Source organism: Thermanaeromonas toyohensis ToBE, assembly GCF_900176005.1.
GTDB classification, from domain to species: Bacteria; Bacillota; DSM-521; order Neomoorellales; family Neomoorellaceae; genus Thermanaeromonas; species Thermanaeromonas toyohensis.
The window spans coordinates 2,793,154-2,816,497 of record NZ_LT838272.1; the positions used below are offsets into that span (position 1 = coordinate 2,793,154).

Annotated in this window: 20 protein-coding genes; 11 read left to right on the forward strand and 9 right to left on the reverse strand. The window is 47.6% G+C overall.

What is annotated here, in order from left to right:
- Positions 1-3: 3 nt before the first annotated feature.
- Positions 4-1,980, reverse strand: coding sequence for a glycoside hydrolase family 15 protein (locus tag B9A14_RS14275; protein ID WP_084666516.1), 1,977 nt, complete (start codon positions 1,978-1,980; stop codon positions 4-6).
- 167 nt (positions 1,981-2,147) lie between these two features.
- On the opposite strand from B9A14_RS14275, the gene B9A14_RS14280 reads away from it, so the two are divergent.
- From B9A14_RS14280 to B9A14_RS14295, 4 genes are read left to right on the forward strand one after another with little or no spacing between them, the layout of a single operon-like run.
- Positions 2,148-2,744 (forward strand): DUF4912 domain-containing protein, encoded by a 597-nt coding sequence (locus tag B9A14_RS14280; protein ID WP_084666517.1) that lies wholly within the window; start codon positions 2,148-2,150, stop codon positions 2,742-2,744.
- Positions 2,745-2,757: 13 nt separating this feature from the next.
- Entirely contained in the window at positions 2,758-4,353 is a 1,596-nt protein-coding gene (locus B9A14_RS14285) for a glycoside hydrolase family 57 protein (protein WP_084666518.1), read from the forward strand.
- Positions 4,354-4,395: 42 nt separating this feature from the next.
- Positions 4,396-4,881 carry a flavin reductase family protein gene (locus B9A14_RS14290; protein ID WP_084666519.1) on the forward strand — a complete coding sequence of 162 codons (486 nt, stop codon included), beginning with the start codon at positions 4,396-4,398 and terminating at the stop codon, positions 4,879-4,881.
- Between the two features lie 13 nt (positions 4,882-4,894).
- Positions 4,895-5,338, forward strand: coding sequence for a PaaI family thioesterase (locus tag B9A14_RS14295; RefSeq protein WP_084666520.1), 444 nt, complete (start codon positions 4,895-4,897; stop codon positions 5,336-5,338).
- Here the strand turns inward: B9A14_RS14295 and B9A14_RS14300 are convergent.
- From B9A14_RS14300 to B9A14_RS14330, 7 genes are all read right to left on the reverse strand, one after another.
- Positions 5,283-6,092 carry a thiamine pyrophosphate-dependent enzyme gene (locus B9A14_RS14300; RefSeq protein WP_084666521.1) on the reverse strand — a complete coding sequence of 270 codons (810 nt, stop codon included), beginning with the start codon at positions 6,090-6,092 and terminating at the stop codon, positions 5,283-5,285. The two genes, B9A14_RS14295 and B9A14_RS14300, sit on opposite strands and share 56 nt — an antisense overlap.
- A gap of 45 nt (positions 6,093-6,137) precedes the next feature.
- Positions 6,138-7,304, reverse strand: a complete 1,167-nt coding sequence (locus B9A14_RS14305) for a transketolase C-terminal domain-containing protein (RefSeq protein WP_084666522.1) — start codon at positions 7,302-7,304, stop codon at positions 6,138-6,140.
- Complete coding sequence (locus B9A14_RS14310; RefSeq protein ID WP_084666523.1) at positions 7,288-8,238, reverse strand: 2-oxoacid:acceptor oxidoreductase family protein; 951 nt, start codon at positions 8,236-8,238, stop codon at positions 7,288-7,290. The genes B9A14_RS14305 and B9A14_RS14310 overlap by 17 nt, the downstream gene beginning before the upstream one ends.
- Before the next feature lie 94 nt (positions 8,239-8,332).
- On the reverse strand, positions 8,333-8,728 hold the full coding sequence (locus B9A14_RS14315) for a HEAT repeat domain-containing protein (protein ID WP_084666524.1): 396 nt from the start codon (positions 8,726-8,728) through the stop codon (positions 8,333-8,335).
- A 14-nt stretch (positions 8,729-8,742) separates the two neighbouring features.
- A complete protein-coding gene (locus B9A14_RS14320; RefSeq protein WP_084666525.1) occupies positions 8,743-9,627 on the reverse strand; it encodes a hypothetical protein in 885 nt (294 codons plus the stop codon).
- A gap of 147 nt (positions 9,628-9,774) precedes the next feature.
- Positions 9,775-12,237 (reverse strand): sugar phosphate nucleotidyltransferase, encoded by a 2,463-nt coding sequence (locus tag B9A14_RS14325; protein WP_084666526.1) that lies wholly within the window; start codon positions 12,235-12,237, stop codon positions 9,775-9,777.
- A gap of 25 nt (positions 12,238-12,262) precedes the next feature.
- Positions 12,263-13,636, reverse strand: coding sequence for a glycosyltransferase family 4 protein (locus B9A14_RS14330; protein ID WP_084666527.1), 1,374 nt, complete (start codon positions 13,634-13,636; stop codon positions 12,263-12,265).
- Positions 13,637-13,824: 188 nt separating this feature from the next.
- Between B9A14_RS14330 and asnB the strand changes: the two genes are divergently transcribed.
- The 7 genes from asnB (at position 13,825) to glnA (ending at position 22,106) form a co-directional block, all read left to right on the forward strand.
- The gene (asnB, locus tag B9A14_RS14335) at positions 13,825-15,666 is read left to right on the forward strand and encodes an asparagine synthase (glutamine-hydrolyzing) (protein ID WP_084666528.1); all 1,842 of its coding nucleotides are present in this window, start codon (positions 13,825-13,827) and stop codon (positions 15,664-15,666) included.
- Positions 15,667-15,728: 62 nt separating this feature from the next.
- On the forward strand, positions 15,729-16,394 hold the full coding sequence (locus B9A14_RS14340; RefSeq protein ID WP_084667174.1) for a response regulator: 666 nt from the start codon (positions 15,729-15,731) through the stop codon (positions 16,392-16,394).
- 15 nt (positions 16,395-16,409) lie between these two features.
- Positions 16,410-17,816 carry a sensor histidine kinase gene (locus B9A14_RS14345; RefSeq protein WP_084666529.1) on the forward strand — a complete coding sequence of 469 codons (1,407 nt, stop codon included), beginning with the start codon at positions 16,410-16,412 and terminating at the stop codon, positions 17,814-17,816.
- A 114-nt stretch (positions 17,817-17,930) separates the two neighbouring features.
- Positions 17,931-18,557 carry a hypothetical protein gene (locus tag B9A14_RS14350; protein ID WP_231967796.1) on the forward strand — a complete coding sequence of 209 codons (627 nt, stop codon included), beginning with the start codon at positions 17,931-17,933 and terminating at the stop codon, positions 18,555-18,557.
- A gap of 212 nt (positions 18,558-18,769) precedes the next feature.
- Entirely contained in the window at positions 18,770-20,158 is a 1,389-nt protein-coding gene (locus B9A14_RS14355) for an ammonium transporter (RefSeq protein ID WP_084666530.1), read from the forward strand.
- 27 nt (positions 20,159-20,185) lie between these two features.
- Positions 20,186-20,524, forward strand: coding sequence for a P-II family nitrogen regulator (locus tag B9A14_RS14360; RefSeq protein WP_084666531.1), 339 nt, complete (start codon positions 20,186-20,188; stop codon positions 20,522-20,524).
- A 160-nt stretch (positions 20,525-20,684) separates the two neighbouring features.
- Complete coding sequence (gene glnA, locus B9A14_RS14365) at positions 20,685-22,106, forward strand: type I glutamate--ammonia ligase (RefSeq protein WP_084666532.1); 1,422 nt, start codon at positions 20,685-20,687, stop codon at positions 22,104-22,106.
- A gap of 82 nt (positions 22,107-22,188) precedes the next feature.
- Here the strand turns inward: glnA and B9A14_RS14370 are convergent, their stop codons facing one another.
- Entirely contained in the window at positions 22,189-23,334 is a 1,146-nt protein-coding gene (locus tag B9A14_RS14370; RefSeq protein WP_084666533.1) for a double-cubane-cluster-containing anaerobic reductase, read from the reverse strand.
- Between the last annotated feature and the right edge of the window lie 10 nt (positions 23,335-23,344).

Sequence of the window (23,344 nt, forward strand, 5' to 3'; positions counted from 1 at the left end):
ATACTAGCTTGGTTTAAGGCTACGCCAACGGTCAAGATACATTTCTACGGCGGTTACAAAGGTGGCATGGGACCATGTTAAAGGAGAAACCGAAAGGGGTTCTCCCGTATAGGGGTGGAGTTGTTCCGGAAGCATACCTCCTGGTGTGGTTCTGTCGGCAGCCCATTCTAGAAGGGCCCGGGCCTCCGCTAGTTCCTCTAAATCCTTGGCCGTCTTAGCCTGCCAAGCAGCTAGCCATAAAGTACAAACCAGCCAGGGATTGCCTGGAACAGAGTATATATCTTCACTGCGCCGAAAGTAATAATCGCCCGTATATCTAGCCAGGCCCCCTACCTGGGTACGTACCCAAAGTCCTTCCCGCACAGCCCTTACAGTACGCCATACCCGTAACTCTTCTTTAGGCCAAAAATCGAGGAACCCCAGGTAAAGGAGGCTTGCATCTAAGGTATAATCGGCCTGAAAGCCACCTTCTTTCTGCAAATAAATTCCCCGGACAAAACGGCCTAACTCTGGCGAGTAAAGATATTTTACCATACTTTGCTGTATCTCTCGAGCAGCACGAAAGTATTTCTCGGCCTCGTCCTTCCGGCCAAAGGCAGTCGCCAACTTGCTGGCCATCAAAAGACCAGCTAGAACAGCTGCCGAGGTAAAGGTGAAAATCCCATGGCGCTCCTCCCAAAGATCGTAGCTGGGCAGGGGTAGACGGGTTACAGGATCTCGATAAGAGGCTAGGAACTGCGCAACTGGACGTACCAGGGAAGGGTAAAGGTCATGAAGGAGCCGCCAGTCTCGGTAACGCTGGTAAGCTAACCCTAAAGCCCAGAGGACAAGGCCTGTTTCATCTTCCTGAATAGGGAGGACAGGCCGCCCCTGCTGTAAGGGGAGTAACCAGGTAGAACCTAGGCTGGTATCTGCGTTATATTTTTGATAAAAATATCCCTGGGGAGCCACGATATGCGCGCAGTAATAATAAAAGGGAATAGAAACTTCTGGATAACCCGCTTGATCGAGGGCCAAGGCGGTAAAAGCCCCATCCCGGGGCCAGCAATACCCGTAGTGATCCCTAGCTTCATACAATATATCGCTATCCGTAGCGGCTAAGATAGCCCCTTGACTATCGCTATGGGTACGGATAACCAGGAGGCTCTGGGTATAAAGTTCCACCACTTTTTCAGGTAAATCCCCGAAATGGCGCTCGTGTCTCAATGCCCAAGAGCGCCAATAAGCTTCGTTTTCTACTAAAAGCGTGCTTACCCTTTTGGTTAAAACTAGATTATTAAGTTTCCTAACTTCCTCCCAACTTGTACCAGCCACCAGCCAATAATCTATAATGCCTTCCTCTCCGGAAGCTAGCTCAAGGCTAAAACTCACAGTACTATCTACTGAGCCGTGGTGCACGGGGTTACCCTCGAGGCGCCCGTCTTCCGCATCCCTCCACGTTCCTTCCGCCCCACGGAAGCGCTTGTTACCCACTGCATATTGATAAAAGCCCCGGTTTCCCGCGCGTCCATTAATAAGAAAGTACAACCCCCGCTTATAATGCAAAAGCACACCACTGTCAGGAAGATAAATACCAGTATCCCCTAAAGGGGATTCTTTAAGGGTAAAATCATGATAAAAAAAGACCCGGATTTCACGGGAATTAGGGGCGAGATTGCGTACATATAAGCGCTTAAGATAAACGTTTAGCTGGAAATGAACTGCGTTTTCTATTTCCAGACCGATTTGCAGATCTCTATTTATGGCCTCCACCCGGCCGTTCAGGGTCCCGGGTTTATAGCTTATATCTAGCTCCCAACCTGTTTCTTCTAGCCAGCTAAACTTATGATTCACCCAAAAACCTATCCTTCCCTTTTCTCCCCCCAAATGGGCAATATGATTAGGCCCACCTAGGTAGGGAAAATACAAATCGCGCATATTAAAACGGCCATCAAAGTTAATTAAAAGTTGACCATTGCCTAGTACAAGTTCTCGTGGCAAACTTATAGTCTCCTCCTAACTAGGCTGCCAAAAATCGCCCTCAATAAACTTTCTCCTTCTGGACATAATAAGCATGAGTTATAGCTTTCTAAAAGGATTATTCCACTTAACTCAAGAGATTATATAGCCGGTTGTGGAGGCTTAAGCGAAAGGAAAGGAGTTTTCTTATGGGATTAGTCTTGACGTTAATACTCTTAAGCATAGCAGCCGGCATTCTATACTGGTATTTTGCGCGTAAAAGGAGGCCGGCAGAAAAAAAACCTCTTCTGGCCCAGCCGGCAACTCAAGAACTGCCGGCTAGGTATGGTAAGGATCAAATCGTAGCCCTGGTTAAAGATCCTTACTGGCTGTATGTATATTGGGAGCTAACCCCTGAAAAAAAAGCAGAATTTGAAAGGCGCTATGGACCCGGATCCTGGGAGATTTCTCAGCCGGTTCTACGGGTTTATGACTTAACAGGAACCACCTTCGATTTCCTTCATGCCCCTTATTTCGAGATCGCTATTACTGATGCTGCCGATAACTGGTACATCCATGTAGGCAGGCCACGGAGCACTTTTTGCATCGACCTGGGACGGCACCACCCCCAGCACGGTTTTATCATTTTAGTCCGTTCTAATATCGTTACCACCCCGGCCGACCAACCCAGTGAAGTTATAGATCCTCTCTGGGCTCCCCTGGAAGCCTGTTGGCAAGGGGCAGGGGTGAGTAGGGGGCCAGCACCGGGTATTAGTTCTCCCGTTTTAGTGCAGCCCCGAAAATAAAGGAGGGAGCTTTATGCCCTCAGGATATGTAGCCCTGGTATTGCATGCTCACCTGCCCTATGTCCGCCACCCGGAAGAGGAATATTCCCTGGCGGAAAAATGGTATCACGAAGCCGTAACGGAAACCTATATCCCCCTCATTCAAATGGTACACCGGCTGCTGGAGGATCGGGTCCCTATCCGTTTAACGGTTTCCTTAAGCCCTCCCCTTGCTAGCATGATGGCGGATGACTTCATTCAGAAGCGTTATTTAAGGTACCTGGAACGGCTGCGGGAGCTAGCTGCCAAAGAAGTATGGCGCACCAAGGACGATCCCCGGTTTCACCTGGTGGCGCGCATGTACCAAAAGAAGTTCGAAGAGATCTATCGCCTTTACAATTACTACCGCGGAAACCTTATAAAAGCCTTTCAGGAGTTACAAGGAGAAGGAGCCCTAGAGCTTATCACCTGTGCCGCCACCCACGGGTATCTTCCCCTTATTGGCCTGCATCGGGAGGTTGTACGGGCCCAGGTAGAAGTGGCCGTCCACAACCACTTTCGCCTTTTTGGACAGCCACCAGCAGGATTATGGCTACCCGAGTGTGGATATAATCCCGGTGATGATGCTATCCTGAAAAAATATAATATCAAGTATTTCTTTTTAGACGCCCATGGTATCCTATATGCCACCCCCAGGCCGCGTTATAGCATTTTCGCCCCAGTAGTTACCCCTTCCGGTGTAGCCGCCTTCGGGCGGGACTTGGAATCCTCCGAACAAGTGTGGAGCGCCCAAGAAGGGTACCCTGGTGACTTCGATTATCGGGAATTTTATCGGGACATCGGCTATGACCTGGACTTTGAGTATATTAAACCCTATATTCATCCTTCGGGCTTAAGGGTAGACACAGGGCTAAAATATTACCGCATTACCGGGAAAACTGAGCTAAAAGAGCCCTATGTTCCAGAATGGGCCAGCGAAAAGGCTAAAATTCATGCTGGAAACTTCCTTTTTAACCGTGAGCACCAAATTAAATACTTAGCTACTTATATGGACAGACCTCCCATTATTGTGTGCCCTTACGATGCTGAGCTCTTTGGTCACTGGTGGTTTGAAGGTCCCCAGTGGCTAGAATCCCTTTTCCGGCAAGTGGCCTCCCTGGCTCACCAGCCTTTTATCTTTATTACCCCCAGCGATTATCTAGAGCGTTTCCCTATAAACCAACCGGCCATGCCCTGTATGTCTAGCTGGGGGAATAATGGGTATAACGAGGTATGGTTGGACGGGTCCAACGATTGGATCTACCGCCACTTGCACAACGCTGCCGAAGCTATGATAAATTTGGCTAACCTGTTCGTGGCTCCGCGGGATGAGCTAACCCGGCGGGCCTTAAACCAAGCAGCCCGGGAGCTTCTGCTGGCCCAAAGCAGCGACTGGGCTTTTATTATGAAAACAGGTACCATGGTAGATTATGCTATAGGACGGACTAAGAAACACCTACTTAATTTCTGGAAACTGAAGGAGAAAATAGAGCAGGAGAGTATAGATAAAGAATGGTTACAGGAGCTAGAAGAAACGGATAATATTTTCCCAGATCTGAACTACCGTGTGTTTGCCAGTGAGGGGGTATAAAGACATGGATATGGTATAATAAGGACTCAGGGGGGAAGGACGATGCGTGACGCTAGCATAAGCGAAGGCCTAGGTAGGATAGTGTGCCCTTGTGCATTAATAGGGGCTAAAAAGGGAGAAATCCATGATATTACTACGGTAGCCTGGGTAACTCAAGAATCTTCGAGCCCACCCCAGGTTACAGTAGCCCTTCACTCTAAAAGGTATGTCCTGGAGCTCCTTAGAGAAACAGGGGAGTTTGTCCTCTCCCTTTTAGCCGAAGACCAGGAAAAAATAGCTAGTTTCTGCGGTTCCCATTCCGGACGGGATACGGACAAGATAAAAGCGTTGGGGCTAGAGCTGGAACCCTCTAAAGCTATACATACCCCGCGTTTAAAGGATTGCCTGGCCAATTTAGAATGTAAAGTAACTGGAGAATATGAAAGCGGGGACCATGTCATCGTAGTAGGCCAGGTTCTAGCCGCTAATATTGACCCTTCACGCAAACCTTTACTCTATTACCAGCACCAGATAACTCGCTGGGGTTAACCAGAGAAGACCTATGGAACCCGCGGGCACTAGTCTCTGTTTCGGGTGCAGCCGCGACAACCCCGTCGGGCTGCACCTTAAGTTCTCCGTGCGGGAAGACGGGTGTGTGTACACCCGTTTTACCCCCGACCTTTTCCACCAGGGCTACAACGGTATATTACATGGGGGATTGGTCGCTACTGTCCTGGACGAGCTCATGGCTAACCATCTCATTAAGCTGGGGTATTGGGCCGTAACAGCCCGCCTGGAAGTGCGCTTTCGTAAACCTATACCTATAGGTCAAGAACTTCTCTGTGTAAGCCGGCTCCTCAAAAAAAGGCCACCCTATTTTAAGCTAGAAGCTTGGGTCGAACTACCCACTGGCGAACGAGCGGCTGAAGCCCAAGCCGAGATGATGCTACTTAAATTAAATGGGCAAACCGCGCCTGGAGGGAAAGATACTCCTTTAAAGGCTTAGGACGGTCTATCTTTTTGACTGTGAGCTTCCCCTGCTCATACTCAGCCAGGGTCCAGGCCCCGGTCTGGACGGCCAGGCGCGCAAGATGCACTGTTAAATCGCTGGGGTAACCCCAACCTGGCGGGCAGGGAGATAACACCTGTATGTAAGCAGGACCTTTAGTTTCTTTAGCCTTTTGTATTTTGCGCAAGTAATCCTGGGGGTAACCTATACTGGCTGTAGCGGCATAAGGTATGTCATGGGCAGCCACTATTCTAAGCATATCCTTCTTAGGCCGATCCTCACCCCGAAGCTTTTCCCCCACCGGGGTAGTGGTGGTATTAGCACCCAGAGGTGTAGATCCGCTACGTTGTACACCAGTGTTCATGTAAGCTTCGTTATCATAGCAGAGGAAAATAAAATTATCTCCCCGCTCGATAGCTCCGGAAAGGGCCTGCAGGCCTATATCCACCGTACCGCCATCCCCGGCGATACCCAATACTTGGATATGCTCCTTCCCCCGGCGCTTAAGCCCCGCTACCACCCCCGACACTGCCGCTGCAGTGCTAGGGAAAGTAATGTTGACACAAGGCACTTTAAAGGCTAGCTGGGGGTAAAAAGTAGTTACGCCCAAGAGACAACTAGGGGTGGTAACAATTACTGTCTCCGGTCCCAACACTTTTAAGGCCAAACGTACAGCCAGTATCCCTCCGCAGCCGGCACAGGCAAAGGAGCCCAATACCAATTCATCCTCAGGTAAATCTTGGATCTTCAAAGTATTTCTCCCCTTTCTTTTCGAGGGCCTGCCCTCCCTATTCCCTTAAAGGGCCGCTCCGGCCTCCGCTTTCTCTCCTACCAAAGAACCGACAGAGCTAAGGCAGCGCCTAAAAATACCCTCAATATCTTCCCGCCGGATATCCTGGCCCCCTAATCCGGCGATAAAGCCAACCACAGCCGGCGGCTGTTGCAAGCCGAAAAGGGCGGCCTTCACTTCCGTACACACTACCCCTTCATATCCGAAAGAGCAGTTCCGGTCCAGGACTGCTACTACTCGGGCACCCTTCAGGGCCTGCCGTAAATCCTCAACAGGGAAAGGTCTTAAGGCGCGCAGGCGTAAGACCCCAACCCTGGCCCCTTCCTGCCGTAAAAAGTCCACCACTTCCCGCGCCGTACCTGTAATGGCCCCTAAAGTCACAAGGATCACTTCTGCATCCTGGCAGCGGTAATCTTCCAACAAACCGCCATATCTACGACCGAAAAGGGCATAAAATTCCTCATCCACCCTCTTGATAGCTTCCTTAGCCCGCTCCATGGCCGCCTGCTGGGCTTCTTTAAAGGCAGGGTAGGTGTCTGGACCAGCTCCTACTCCGAAGACCACCGGGCTTTGGGTATCCACTAAAACTTGCGGCTGGTAGGGCGGTAAAAAGCAGTCCACATCTTCCTGGGAGGGTATATCCACTATTTCTTCAGTATGGGAAAGTACATATCCGTCCAGGCAAAGCATTACAGGAGTTAAAACCTGGGGATCTTCTGCTATTTTGTAAGCCTGAAGGCAGGTATCTAAGGCTTCTTGCGCTGTCTCTACATAGAGCTGAATCCACCCAGTATCCCGACAAGAGATACTATCCTGGTGGTCGGCCCAGATGGTCCAAGGCGCTGCCAGTCCCCGGTTAGCTACAGCCATCACCATAGGTGTCCGGGCCCCGCTAACATAATGGAGCATCTCGAACATATAAGCTAAGCCCTGGGAAGAGGTAGCCGTAAAGACCCGGCTTCCGCTCACCGCAGCGCCGAAACAGGCCGCTAAAGCAGCATGTTCTGATTCTACCCGTATGTATTCGGCTTCCATCTCTCCCCTGGCAATCTGGGCCGCTATTTCTTCCACTATAGTGGACTGGGGGGTAATGGGATAGGCGGCCACTACTTCCGCCCGGGCTAGGCGTACAGCTTGGGCCACTGCCTCATTACCGTTAAGATATTCCCGCAAGTCTTTCACCTTCTCCCTTGGCTAACAAAGCCTCGTCTACCATGCGTAGGGCCTGGTGCGGGCATTCCCGAACACAGATGCCGCACCCTTTACAGAAGGCGAGGTCAATACTTACGCACCCTTCTCCCCGCTGGATAGAACCTTCCGGGCAAAATAGCCAGCAAATTAGGCAGTTGTTACATTTACCCGGGTCTAATACTGGACGTTGGACACGCCAAGACCCTGTCCTAGCTATAAGATGCGGTGTGGGAATATTAGGTTGAAGGCTGTTATTGGCCATATATTGATTATACAGGGATTTAGAATTGGGTTCCCCAGGAGTTAAACATAAAGTTTTAGCCTCTCCCTTATCCTTGCCCAGGACGGAATGGGACACTTGCCGGAGGGTAAGGGCCCGGTGAAAAGTTTCTTCAGCTAAGCGCCAATTTTTCTCTACCAAATGGTGAGGCAGAAGATCTTGCATGGCCTTTTTTACTGCTTCCCAGGGTACCCAACCTGTAACAGCAGCCAAGACACCTACCATGGCGGTGTTGACAATAGGTACCCCTAAAATTTCTTGAGCTAAGGGGGTAACCTCTATTTGATAAAAAACCGTGTTCTCCGGCAACCTAGACTTTAAGCCGTCGTGGTGTCCACAAGAACCGTTTAAAATAAATATCCCACCCGGACGCAAGCCCTGAAGAACGTTTACACTTTCAAGCAATGTCTCATCTAAAACCACCACGCAATCCGGTTCATACACCTGGCTGCGGTCTCGGATGGGGTGATCGGCCAGCCGGGTAAAAGCCGTGACCGGGGCTCCCCGTCTTTCAGTCCCAAAGTAGGGAAAGGACTGGGCATACTTGCCGCCATAAATAGCTGCCGCCCGTCCGAAAATACGGGCAGCAGTTACCACCCCCTGACCTCCCCGGCCGTGCCACCGTATTTGTAACATAAAAACACCCCTCTACCTGGATTTCCCTTTTAATTATACCCCAGAAGAGAGGTTCCCAGCCAGGGGGTGGTATTGAGCACATAAAAGGCGTTATTTAAGGTCCCCGTCCTAACTGTGCTAAAACCTGACAAACAGCCTTCTGTACAATAATACTTGGATGATCTTTAAGGCTAAAAAGAAAATCCCGGAGCTCATAACCGCCAATTTCCCCTAAGGCTAAAATTATATCAGCTTGTAAGTAAGGATCCTTTTCATAATTTTGAAAAGCCTTCTCTAGGGCTGGCAAAGCACGATAAGCTTGGGGTCCTAACATTTTCAATATATTTACTACGCGGGCTACTGTCTCTTTGTCCCTGTGATTTAAAGCCCATATTAGTTTATCTAGATAATCTTCTTCTTTCCTGGCTTTAAGGTTTTGGCCACAATATTGGCATATTTCTTCCTCTCCCTTATTTAAGGCATAGCAGGCAGGACAATATTTATACACCATAGAAGCGTTCACCCCTACTTTTTTAAACTCATTTTATTAACCATTTCCAAGAAGGCTTCCTGATATCTAGGAGAAAATAACTGGATAAAGGTAGTATTATTAGACAAACCTATTTCCACAGAAAGAAATGGGATTTCCCCTATATTCATTTGGCTTAACCTTAAGCCATCCACTTTATTAAGGGGAATATATTTGCGTATAATGCCATACTTAGAGGAAGCTCCTAAGCCTGGTCTTTCTTCTAATAAAATTAACTCTTGTCTAGTAAGAAGCAGGAGATGAGAAGGGCAAATTACTTTTTTAAAAAAGTACAACCACCGGATATAAACTTCTGGTTGGTAAAAACAATAAATTACTTCCTCCTCAGGTAGCAAGGATTTCCGGCAATAATTATAAAACTTAAAGTCTTCCCGGAGAAGAAATGCATATTTCTCTTCGTCCCCGTAAGTTTTAGGCACGCTTTTATAAAATACGGGGCCTTTTAAAAAGCTCTGCCGGACTGTTTTTATAAAGGGAAGGAAAATTTCTTCTACTACTGAATTAAATTCCACAAGTAAAAAATCTTGGTTATTATTCTGGGAATAAATTAATTTTACCCAGGAATAAAGCAGGAAAGTTCCGTGTTCTAAGCAAAGTATAGAGCCGAGAGGTACCCTTTTGCTTACCAAGTGGCGACCTTTTAGCTCCAAATAGCAAACTGTATCATCTTTCGTAAGGTAGACTAGCTTGGGGTTAGTCCTTCTAAATCCCCAACTATCTTCGGGAGCTAGGATCATGTAAGGGAACTCCTTAAAACGGGAAAGGTTTTCAAGCTCTGGTGGGGCTATCTCTTTAAAAGATTGGGGTATTTCCTCATAAGAATGCACTAGTCTAGCCCAGGACTCTAAATCGCTAGGCAAGGGCAATACCCCCTTAAGTCCTAAAATAAAAACTCCTGCCCACAATTCTAGGCAGGAGTCATCAGCGCTTTTAGCGCGAAAATAATAACTTTAGGCCGACTCCATGGCCTCGGTTTTAATATATCAGCTCCCTATCCCCTTTGTCAATTACAATTCCGTTACCTCCAGTATCTCCTTTATCCGGCCCTCGAAAAAGCCAGCTAGCTCTTCCGCAGCTTCTTGGGAGAAGGCCTCACTATATATACGGTATAGCGGTTCCTCTTCATCTGGAAAAATAAGGGCCCATCCGTAGGGGTAACTTACCTGCAAGCCATCCAAGAGCTCTAATTGCCCCTCCTCTTCTCTACTTATTAAAGCGCGCATTACTCGCCCTTTATCTTCCCAAGGACAGGGAACCTCTCTCGTACTTCGGTAAACAGCTGGTAACCTAGCTACCGCTTCGTTAAGGGGGAGATCCCTTCTCACCAGCCAGTCGATGAGGTAAACTAAAGAAGCTAGAGCATCAAACTGGAGGTTAAACTGGGAGTAACGCCCCCGGTCCTCTTCCTCTAATATTGCTTTCTGGAGTACCCCAGGGTGGTTTTTTACACGCCTGACCCGTCCCCCTAGTTTTTGGGCCACCAGTTCGGCCGCCCGAGGAGCGGCCATAGGCAAGGTCAGGCTTTTCCGGTCTGTCTCTTCCAGGTATACTTGAGTTAAAAGGGCCACCCTACTGGTCTCCTCTACTACAAAGCCGTTAGCATCTAAGAGCAGCAACCTTTCACCATTTTTATCTATTACTGCACCGATATCAGCCTGGTAGCGCCGGACTTCATCAGCAAAGGAGCCTATTTGCTCCTTAATTTCGCTCCAACTTTGTCGAGGAGCAAAGTCCAAGCGTATCACCTCGCACCCCGCGCGTGCTAGCAACCTGCTGGTAAGCTCTGCACTCCCCTCTTGACATCCCAGAGCTACCCGTAAGCCTTGACGATTTATTGCCTTAGTGTCTATACTCTTTAGCAGATAATTTTCGTAGGCTTCCTCCAGTCCGGGTTGGTAGGTGCTCTCTACCACCTGCTCCTCCCGTATAGCCCTGGTTTCCTCCCGCCAGTAGATATTTTCTATCTTTCTTACCTCCCCTGGTGGCAGATCGGCACCATGACTATTCATGAAATGAAGCCAAGCCTTTTCTAAAGTCAAGGCGTCCTCCTTGATAAGGCATCCTCCTTGAAGTTGTAAAGCTCGGATACCGAAACGGAACACAGGTGTAAGCAATTTCCCCATCTCCACTACTTTTACGCCGGAACTCAAAAGACCCGCAACCATTGCTCTATAGAACATCTCTCCAGTACCTCCCCTATAGGTACTCACCCCCAGGGGAGTACCGAGCTTAAAGGTAGACCCAAAGGCTGCCCCCAGCCGGGTGGCCTGTCCTGGACTTAAATTATCCCTGAGCCTTAAGGGAGCTGCACTCCCAATAAAAAGAGGCCTACCGATACCTTGTCCCCAGATAAGGGACTCTCGCAATACGGTACCTTCTCCTACTGATTTCTGGGGCCAAACTTTGACACCTGGACGGACTTCGGCCCTGGCTTCTACACGGCTGCCATTCCCTATGACAGCACCTTCTAGGACCCGGGAGTTGCTTTCCAAAACAGCGCCATTTAAAAGGATACCACCTTCTACCCAAGCTCTAGGCCCTACCCTTACGCTATCCCACAGGACAGCCCGCTCTACCTTAGCCCCCCGGCCGATGTGACAATAGGGTCCCAAAACTGTAAAGGGTCCCACCTTAGCTCCCTCTTCGATACAGCAAAAACTACCAATAAGCACCGGTCCCAGAATCTCAGCTTCTGGGTGGATCTCCACCCTTTCACCTATTATCATTCCCCGACCCTGGTTTTCGCCCAATACCTTTAACTTGACTTTACCGGACAGGATATCATGATGGGCCTGCCAATATTGGGAAATATTTCCAATATCGCACCAATAACCTTCAAGAGTAATAGCGAACAGGGGTTTCCCTTCCCGTAAGAGTAAAGGGAATAAGTCTTTGCTAAAATCAAAGGCCCTACCCTCCGGCACCCACCTCAAAACTTCGGGTTCCAAAACATAAATACCTGTATTAACCCGATCGCTAAAAACCTCGCCCCAGCTAGGCTTTTCTAAAAAGGCCTGGATGCGGCCGGAAGAATCCGCAATAACAACACCGTACTCCAGCGGATTTTCTACCCGTGTCAGCACCAGGGTAGCCAAAGCCCCCCGCTCCCGGTGAAACTTTACTGCTTGGGATAGATCGAAATCGGTTAAAGCATCGCCGCTTACTACTATAAAGGTTTCATTTAGGAAAGAGGCTGCATTTTTCACGCTCCCTGCAGTCCCCAAGGGTGCTTCCTCTACAAAATAATGAAAGTGCACACCAAAGTCACTACCATCCCCAAAGTACTCCTGCACTAGGTCCGGAAGATACTGCAAAGTAACCCCTATATCTTTAAAGCCATGTTGGCGTAGAAGTTCCACACAATATTCCATCACTGGTCGGTTGGCTACGGGAACCAAGGGTTTAGGACGGCGACAGGTTAAAGGCCTTAGTCTAGTTCCTTCTCCTCCAGCCATGATGATCGCTTTCATACTTATACCTCCATTTACTTTATACCTAAATCAAACCTTCCCGACCGCGCTTTTGGTTGACTAGCGCTGCCCGGTGGCCTACTAAGTCATAACGACCCCCACCGAGGACCTTCTCCGGTGCCTCTCCTGGAAAACCTTCTTCCTCCCCATAACCGGCCAAGGCTAAAGCATAACGCCGGAAGCGGTCTACAATCGATGAGCGTTCCGCCCAAGGTGTGTGACGATATTCCTCATACACCCCGTGATAAAGTTCCAGAGTACGGCGGGCTATCTGCCTCCAATCATAAACTTCCTTTACCAGGCGGCTAGCGGCCTTCCTTAAAGCAGAAGCTAAAGCTTTATCCCGGAGAAGAGCAATGATGTTATCGGCTAGGGAATTAGGATTTCCTGGGGAAGCCCTTAAGCCGTTGACTTGATGGGTAACAATCTCCTTTAACCCCCCCGTCTCGCTGACCACTACCGGTACTCCAGCAGCCATGGCCTCCAAAGCTACTATCCCAAAAGGCTCGTAAAGGCTGGGAAAAACAGCTACATCGGCTACCCGGTAAAGCTGGTTGCGAGTACGGTCATCGATGTACCCGGTGAAGGCAACTTTATGGGCTATGCCTAGCTCCCAGGTCCTTCCTTTTAGTTCCCCTTCCATAGGCCCCTGCCCGGCCACCACCAACTTGGCCTCGGGGCAAGCCTCCAGGACCTTAGGCATGGCCTCCAAAAGTACCTGGACCCCTTTTTCCACTACCAGCCGTCCTACATAAAAAATGATTTTTTCCTGAGGAAGGGCATATCGCTGGCGTAAAGCTGGATCTACCTGAACACCACTAAATTTAGAGACCACCACTCCGTTCGGTATTACGGTTATTTTATCCGAGGGTACTTGGAAAAGTCCTTGTACTTCCTCCCGCATATGCTGACTACAAACTATGACCTTCCAGGCTTCATAGGTGAGCCACCATTCTACGCTATGAATATAACGTTGCAGGTCGTTATGTATCCCCCGGTTACGTCCAGCTTCGGTGGCATGGATAGTGGCCACTAGGGGTATACGATGGGCGTGCTTCAAGGCCCGGCCAGCAAAGGCTACCAACCAATCGTGAGCATGAATAAGATGAAACGGACCAGCCGTACGCCACAGCCGCATGGCTTCTTCCAAGAAGCGAATATTAAGCTGTAACACCCAGGTGAGAAAATCGGGCGTATGAATAGGATAAGCCTCTACCCTGTGGACAAAAACTCCTCCTTGCCGCTTAGAGGGAAGTTGTTCCTCGCCCGCTTGGCCTACTGTAAGGACATGTACCTCTTGGTTCTCTTGTACCAACGCTTGGGTCAAATCCTCCACATGGCGGGCGAGACCCCCTACACTGTGAGGAGGATATTCCCAGGAAAGATGGAGTAGGCGCACACTACATCACCATTTCTATAGTGTGGCCGCACTAGTCCAGGTTGATACATGCCCCATGATATATAAAATAGGTCAAGGGACATGTACCCAATCATATAATGAAAGAGGGCAAAGGCGTCCTTTAGTAGCGTACTAAGGGGCGTCTTCTTCTCTATAAACAAAAGCTAACCAATTGGGGGTAAAATTTTATGTGCGGTATTTGTGGCTGGATCGATTGGGAGGTAGATTTAACCCAGCACAAGCCTACCTTAGAGGCGATGCTAGAAACCCTCCGCTGCCGCGGGCCAGATGCCTGGGGAATGTGGCTATCACCCCGGGCAGCTTTGGGCCACCGCCGCCTAATCGTAATAGATCCTGAGGGCGGAAGCCAACCTATGGTTCGTACAAGGGGTGAAGATAAGTATATCATTACTTATAACGGTGAACTTTATAATATGCTGGAACTTCGCCGGGAACTGGAAGCCCGTGGGTATCTTTTTAAGACCCGCTCGGATACAGAAATAATACTGGTCGCATTTTTAGAATGGGGTATAGAATGTGTTAAACATTTTAACGGGATTTTTGCCTTTGCCATCTGGAGCGAAAAGGATCAAAGCCTATTCCTAGCCCGCGACCACCTGGGTGTAAAACCCCTCTTTTATGCCCACCACGGTAGCGCTTTCCTTTTCGGGTCAGAATTAAAATCTCTTCTGGCCCATCCGGCGGTTTTACCCAAGATAGATGCCGAAGGACTAGCTGAGATTTTTATGATCGGCCCGGCCCGTACACCAGGTCTGGGAGTGTTTAAAGGAATTGTTGAACTTAAACCCGGACACTGCCTTTTATATAATCCTAGAGGAATTTCTATATATCGGTACTGGAAGTTAGAAAGCCATCCCCACCTGGATGATCTAAAAACAACAGTAATGAAAGTGCGGGAACTTTTAAAGGACTCGGTCGAGCGGCAGCTCATATCCGATGTACCCCTTTGTACCTTACTGTCAGGAGGCATCGATTCTAGCGCCATTACTGCCCTCGCCAGCAAAGCATTACAGAGGATAGGTTCCCAGGAACTTAAAACTTATTCCATCGATTATGCCGGAAATGAAATCTATTTTAAACCGAACGATTTTGAACCCCATTCTGACAACATTTGGGTTAAGCGAGTCGCCTCCTTTTTAGGTACCCATCATCATACGGTGGTAGTAGATACTCCTGAGTTGGTAGAAGCTTTAACAGCGGCTGTTCGGGCACGCGATCTGCCCGGCATGGCTGATATTGATTCTTCCCTTTACCTATTCTGCCGTGAAATAAAGAAAGGAGCAAGCGTAGGGTTATCAGGCGAATGTGCGGACGAAGTTTTTGGGGGTTACCCTTGGTTTAGGCGTAAGGAGGCGCTTTCGGCTGAAACCTTCCCCTGGTCCCTCAAGCTAGAGGAAAGGATACGGCTGCTTTCACCTGAGCTAATTAAAAAAATCCGGCCCCAGGAATACGTGGCCGACAGGTATAGAGAGGCTTTAGCCGAAGTACCTAGGCTACCAGGAGAAGATCCTTTTAATGCTCGCCTACGCGAGATTTTCTACCTAACGCTTACCCGCTGGATGCCTACTTTATTAGACCGTAATGATCGTATGAGTATGGCGGTTGGCCTTGAACTACGCGTCCCCTTCTGCGACTATCGTCTGGTAGAGTATGTCTGGAATGTTCCCTGGTCTATGAAGTATATAAATGGGCAAGAAAAAGGCCTCCTGCGCCTGGCTTTAAAAGGTTTATTGCCTGAAGATGTGCTTTTAAGGCGTAAAAGCCCGTATCCTAAAACACACAATCCGGCCTTTGGAGAGGCTATACGATCCTGGGTATCCAATATCCTAAACCAACCCAACTCACCTATTCTTCCTCTAGTAAATACTGCCGCTATCCGTACCCTTATCCAATTTAAACCTGACTTCGATCTACCCTGGTTTGGCCAACTCATGCGTCTGCCGCAACTTTTAGCCTATTTAGTTCAGATAGATTTTTGGTTACGTGAATATCGAGTAACAATCTGCTAGATGGAAAAGGAGGAAATAGCCGGAATGTCGAATTCTACAAAAAACGAAAGAAGGTGGCAGACCTGAAACCCCGTATTTTAATCGTAGATGACGATGAAAAAATTACTTCCTTACTTAGGCGGATTCTCCTGTATGAAGGGTATGAAGTATTAATAGCCGGTGATGGTTATACGGCCTTGGCCCTAGCCACCAATCAACCTGATTTAATAATTTTAGACCTTATGCTACCTGATTTAGACGGGATAGAAGTATGTAAAAGAATACGACAGCAAAGCGATGTACCTATTTTAATGCTTACGGCCCGGGATGAAACAGCCGATCGCGTCTTGGGGCTCGATAGTGGAGCTGACGATTACCTGGTCAAACCTTTTGCTTTGGAAGAATTGTTGGCCCGCATCCGCGCCCTTTTACGCCGTCACCGGGCATCCGAAAAAGAAATATTAAGATATGCCGACCTTACATTAAATACAGCAACCCGGGAAGCCCAGCGGGGGAACAGGGTATTTCAGCTTACGGCTAAGGAATATGAACTCCTAGAACTCTTTCTGCGCCATCCGAGGCAGGTATTAACACGGGAAGAACTAATGACTAAAATTTGGGGTTATGATTATAGTGGAGAATCTAATGTTTTAGATGTCTATATAGGCTATCTGCGTAGCAAGCTAGAAGCAGGCGGGGAACCCCGCCTTATTCATACAGTGCGAGGAGTGGGCTATGTCCTTAAATGAAGGGGGGCAAGGCACGTGACCTTAAGATGCCGCCTTACCCTCTGGTATACTGCAGTTCTGGCTTTTACTTTACTTCTCCTTGGTGGATTAGTTTATGCTTTGCTTTCCCATTATCTAGCGAGGGAAGTAGACTATTCCCTAGCTAATAAAGCCCAAGAAGTAAAACGTTCTATTAAGGTAAGCCGTTTTTTACGCCAGCAGGGAATTATATTGCCAGATGTCAATGTCTTTTCTAGTCCTGATACCTTCTTACAAGTAGTAGACTTGGAAGGGGAAATAGTCGCCCGTTCACGCAATCTAGGAAACCAACATCTACCAGTAGATGGAGATACCTTAGCCAAAATTAGTCAGGGGATAGCTTTTTTCGAAACCAGGGAGGTAGGAAATCAAGTTCTTCGTTTATATAATTTTCCCCTCTATTTAGGCGACCAACCGGTAGGCTTGCTCCAGGTTGGGCGGCTTTTACGTCCTATTTTAAGTATTTTAAGTGGGCTAAAGCAAATTTTGTTGTTTCTTAGCCTGCTGGTATTAATTGCTGCAGCAAGCCTGGGGTATCTTCTAGCCCGAGCAGCTTTACGCCCCATCGACCGGATGACCCAGATCGCTGAGGAAATTAGTGAAGGGCGTGACCTGGCAAGGCGAGTACCTTATGAAGGGCCTATGGATGAAGTGGGAAGGCTGGCAGCAACTTTTAATGGTATGCTTTCCCGTCTTCAAAATGCTTACCTAAAGCTAGAAGAAGCTTATGCTGCTCAGCGGCGTTTTGTGGCTGATGTTTCCCACGAACTACGTACACCTTTAACTACTATACGCGGCAATATAGAACTCTTGCAACATATGGCTTCTACTGGTACTCCATTAGAGCCCGAAGCTTTGGCTGATATAGCTAGTGAAGCCGAACGTATGAGCCGTATGCTTAATAATCTTTTAACTCTAGCCCGTGCTGATGCTGGTTTTACCCTGGAGCGCCGTCCTCTAGATATAGGAAAGTTATTACAAGAAATTGCCCGCCAAGCTCCCTTCCTGGGGCGGGCTTCCTTTTCTTTTTCTGGGTTGGCCGAATTAGAGGGCAAACTGATTCTAGGAAATAAAGATTTCCTAAAGCAATTATTTTTTATCCTCCTAGATAATGCCTTCAAATATACTCCTCTAGAAGGAAAGGTTACCTTAAAAGCTGCTTTGCACGGTCAAGAAGTAGCCATCACTGTTACCGATACAGGTATGGGGATTTCGCCAGAAGATCTACCCCATATATTTGAACGTTTCTACCGGAGTGAAGCCAGTCGGCGTTATGGCGGTACTGGCTTAGGCTTGGCTATAGCCCGCTGGATCGTGGAACAGCATGAAGGAAAAATTACTGTAGAAAGTCAGCCGGGTCAGGGAAGCACCTTTACCGTTTACCTGCCTAAGCTACCTGAATAAGCTTCTCTTCAGCAAAGAGGTTTTTCTTAGCTTTTTCTTAACCTCTTTTCATGTTATTTTAACCTTCTCGCTTTATATTAAAACTAAAGATAAACTTAAGGAGGTGCTTATTCCTTGAACAAAAAGAAAATGTTCCTTTTAAGCGCCGTGTTATTATTGGTTTTGAGCCTGGTAGGAGCTAGCGTTGCCCTGGCGCAAAACAATACCCAAACGCCCCGCGCTACCCTTCACCAGCTCTTCTGGGAGAAGTTGGCCGCCAATTTAGGTATTGATGTATCTAGACTACAAGAAGCCTTTAAAGTAGCTGGTAGTCAAGCTTTAGATGAGGCTATCCAACAAGGGTTACTCCCTGCTGACAAAGCTCAGAGGCTAAAGGAAGCCATAGAGAAAGGCCAATGGGGGCCCATGGAAAAATTTATAAAATGGGGTGGTCCGCATAAATTTGGCAGGGGCTATGTTGGCGACCTGTTTAGGGATATTGCCAGTATCTTGGGGATGACCCCTCAAGAACTTAAAGAGGAACTTAAATCTGGTAAGACGCTAGAGGAAATAGCCAGTACTAAAGGCATGACTTTAGAGCAGCTTAAAGAAAAATGGCTGACTACCAAAAAGGCTGCTCTAGATAACCAGGTCAGCCAGGGTAAACTTTCTGCTGAAAAGGCCCAGCAAATCCTCTCCCGTCTAGAAAAGATAGACTTTAGCAAACTGGGACCGAGGATCAAAGGTCCCTTGACAAATTAAAGGGCTCTGCTATAATAAGCCCTAGAAAGAAGGTATATGGGCGCTGCTGCCTAAGTTAACAGCAAAGGGGCTGCTAGTACATTCCGTACTAGCAGCTTTTTTTATTTGTATATGGGCTAGCCCGGAAGGAATTTGGCTGCAGCCGCCGGCGAAGATGTCGGGTTAAGTTCAAGTTAAAAAATTACCTCAATCCAATATAGGAGGGATATCTTATGCGTTTCTTCGTCGCGGCTGTATTATGGTGGGTGTGGTGGACTAGTTTATCTGGTACGGCTTGGGCAGCGGAAACGCAAAGTATTAATGCGGGCGATACCGCCTTCCTTTTAGTTACTTCTGCCTTAGTTATGCTTATGACTCCTGGCTTGGCGCTTTTTTATGGTGGCATGGTGAGAAGAAAAAATGTTTTAAATACGATTATGCAAAGCTTTATTGTCATGGCTCTTGTGTCGGTACAGTGGATACTTATAGGTTATTCTTTGGCCTTTGGTCCGGATGTGGGTAATATTATCGGGAACCTCAGTTGGGCAGGTTTCCACCAGGTAGGGTTAACTCCTAACCCCGATTATGCACCTAGCATTCCACATCAAGTCTTCGCTGCCTTTCAGCTAATGTTTGCTATAATTACACCGGCTCTGATTTCCGGGTCTATTGCTGAAAGAATGCGGTTTCCTGCTTATTTGTTGTTCGCTTTACTTTGGGCAACTTTTGTTTACGATCCTCTAGCCCATTGGGTATGGGGTGTAAATGGGTGGTTGCGAAATCTAGGAGCCCTGGATTTTGCAGGCGGTACGGTGGTGCATATCAGCGCTGGTGTAGCCGGTTTAGTGGCTGCCCTGGTTTTAGGCCAGCGGCGAGGGTATGGCAAGTTACCCATGCCTCCGCATAATTTACCTATGACGGTTATAGGAACTGCTCTTTTATGGTTTGGATGGTTCGGGTTTAATGCGGGCAGTGCCCTGGCAGCCTCTGAGCTAGCTAGCAATGCTTTTATTACCACCAATACAGCAGCAGGAGCGGCTGTCTTAAGTTGGATGTTCACCGAGTGGATACTCCATGGAAAACCGACTGTACTGGGAGCGGCAAGTGGAGCTATTGCAGGCCTGGTAGCTATTACACCTGCTGCTGGCTATGTAACGCCCTTAGCCTCTGTAATTATCGGCGTAGTAGCTGGGATACTTTGTTGTCTTGCGGTTAGCGTTCTAAAGAAAAGGATGGGTTATGACGATGCCCTCGACGCCTTTGGTTGTCACGGTATAGGAGGTACGTGGGGATCCCTGGCTACTGGCCTATTTGCCTCGCAAGCTGTGAACCCGGCAGGCAACAATGGTTTATTTTATGGCAATCCTTCCCTATTAATGACGCAGTTTATAGCTGTTCTGGCAGCTTGGTCCTTTGTCGCTGCCACCACCTTTATAATCCTTAAAGTAGTAGGATTGCTTACACCTTTAAGGGCCAGTGCTGAAGAGGAAGAAATGGGACTAGACCTGTCCCAACATGGCGAAGATGCCTACCCAGATATGCCTGCAGCATTGTTGCAAGTTAATCATGGTAATGAAAGCCAGGTAGCACCAGAGATATTAGTGGGTAAAAGCATACCTTGAAATTAAAGATAGGAGAAGGGAAAACTTATGCGGAAGATTGAGGCTGTAATCCGCCCGGAAAAGCTGGAAAAAGTTAAAGAGGCCCTGGGAGAGTTTGGAATCCGGGGAATGACGGTAACGCATGTTACAGGTTGCGGGTTGCAGAAGGGTAAAACAGAAGTTTATCGGGGTAGTGTTTATACTATAGATCTTCTCCCTAAGGTTAAAATTGAGATCGTAGTACCGGAGGAGTATCTAGAGGAAGCCCTGAAGATTATAATAGAAAATGCTAAAACAGGGCATATAGGTGATGGAAAAATATTTATCTATCCTGTTGAGGATGCTATTCGCATCCGTACAGGGGAACGCGGAGAAGAGGCAATTTAATTTAATCCTAGTAACTTGGCCATTTAAATAATTCTATATAGGGCAAGGGAGTCCTAGAATTTTGGTGAGGCAAAGAAGCCTCAGCGACTAAAGCTTTAGGTGTCGCTGGGGCTTCTTTTCTTAAAATACCAAACACTACTTGGAGGAGGCTCTAAACTTTATGGAAAGAAAACCGAAAGAACTTTTAACTTGGGCTAAAGATACGGGGATCAAGATGGTAGACCTCAAGTTTATTGATCTGCCCGGATTATGGCAGCATTTCAGCGTACCCCTTTCAGAAGTAGATGAAAAAAGTTTAGTAGAAGGGTTTGGCTTCGACGGCTCTAGCATACGGGGGTTCAAGGAGATCCACGAGAGCGACATGCTTCTCGTACCAGACCTCGATACCGCCTTTATAGATCCCTTCTGTGACACGCCCACTTTAAGTTTTATCTGTAATGTTGTTGATCCGGTTACTAAGAAAAATTTTGAACGCGATCCCCGTTATGTAGCCCAAAAGGCCGAAGAATACCTTAAATCTACTGGAATCGCTGATACTAGCTATTGGGGACCGGAAGCTGAGTTCTTTATCTTCGATGATGTGCGTTTTGATCAGAATTACCATTATGGGTACTACTTTCTAGACTCCAAGGAAGGATTCTGGAATTCTGGAGCAGAAGAACGACCCAACCTGGGATATAAGCCTCGCTATAAAGAAGGTTATTTCCCGGTACCTCCTACAGATAGCTTACAAAATCTGCGTACAGAAATGGTTATGGTAATGGAACAGTGTGGCATCAAAGTGGAATGCCATCACCATGAAGTAGCTACTGCTGGCCAGTGCGAAATCGATATGAAATATGCAACCTTAACCAAAATGGCCGACCAGTTGCTCCTATATAAATACATTATTAAAAATGTAGCTCGAAAGCATAATAAAACTGCCACCTTTATGCCTAAGCCTATTTTCCAGGATAACGGTTCGGGCATGCATGTGCACCAGAGCCTGTGGAAAGATGGTAAACCGCTCTTTTATGATGCCAATGGCTACGCAGGTTTAAGTGAACTAGCCAGGTATTATATAGGGGGTCTTCTAAAGCATGGTCCGGCCTTGGCGGCCTTCTGCAGCCCCACAACTAATTCTTTCAAGCGGCTGGTGCCCGGGTTTGAGGCTCCTGTTTACCTAGTTTACTCCCAGAGGAACCGTAGTGCGGCTGTACGTGTTCCCATGTATTCCTCCAACCCCCAAGCTAAACGGATAGAATATCGCCCGCCAGACCCCTCTTGCAACCCTTATTTCGCTTTTGCGGCCATGCTTCTGGCAGGGCTGGATGGTATTCTAAACAAGATCGACCCGGGTGAACCGTTAGATAAGAACATCTATGAATTGACTCCTGAAGAAGTAAAGGCCATACGTTCCCTCCCTGGCTCACTGGACGAGGCTCTAAAAGCATTAGAAACAGACCATGAGTTCCTCCTCCAAGGAGGAGTATTTACCGAGGAGCTCATTGAAGCATGGATCAACTATAAGAAGAGCAAGGAAATTGATGCAGTAAGGATGAGACCCCATCCCTATGAATTTATTCTTTACTTTGATGTGTAATGCCCTTGGTATAATATCATGGGTGGGTATCCCTCCTTTCTGGATACCCACCCTTTTTATAATGTGTTTATTCTCCCACATATTAGCGTATTAATTCCAAAAAGGCTTCAATGCGGACTTTAAGCTGCTCAAGATCACTAGGAGAATAATCGGTCTCAATTTGCAGGTAAGGAACACCGTACTCTTCCTGTACCATTTTTTTAAGACTATAAGCTTCTATGTTATAGGTGTGGCAGGCCTGCCAGGTAAGATCGATAACACCGTTTATCTTATATTCCTGAATTAAACGGCTAAGTAAGGTAAACCGGCCTCGATTGGGCGTTAAACAAGGGCAAGGTACTTGCAAATATTTAGTGGCAATGGCCCACCAAGGATCACCTTCCTCTTCCACTAGGGGTTCTAGCGGCTTAATACCGCTACAAGACTCCAAACAAACTACTACTCCACCCCCGCTTTCTACCAAAGTTATTACTTTTTCTGACCCTAGACCCACCGGACATCCTGTCAAAAGTATTCGCGGTGTACCAGGAGGTACGGCATATATACCTTTCGCTATTCTTTCTTTTACCACTAAAGTGGCCCGGTGAACAGCAGTAATGTTCGTTTCTAGGTCCAAAGTAAAACCCTTAGCCCATAATACCTTCAAAACGTCCAACCCCCACAAGGGGGCCGGATCATGGCAATTTAACTGGCTAAATTCTAGTAAAGCCCTCCTTTCCTCGTTGACTAAACGGATCGCTTGTCGTAACTTATCAGAGGTTACCTTTACTCCAAATTCTCTTTCTAAGCGATCTTTAAATTTAAGTATTTCTTCGTACCAATAAGTTAAAGCGTTTTGTCCCTCTGCACTGGGGGGCAACTTTAGAATATGCAGGGGTTTATATTTGCTAAGCAATTCATACATCTTCTTTTTACCGTCACAAGTGGTTTCGGCCACTAGCAAATCAGCAAAATAAAAGTAAGGGCAAGTATCAGTGATGGCGAAACCGAAGCTCGACTTTATTAAAGGGCAAAGATTCCGGGGCAATATTCTTTCAGCAGCAGAAATGGGGTCTGGCCTGGTACCGCAGAGGGAAACCGGGATAGCTCCAGCTGCAAGAATAACTTCCTTGGGAGCAAATGCGCAGTAAGTACCCACCACCTTTTTGCCCCGTTCTTTAGCTTTCTTGATTTCCATAATATTCCTTTCCCGTAAACCCTCAAAATAAGCTAAAGGATTTGCCTCCATTTTTAATTCT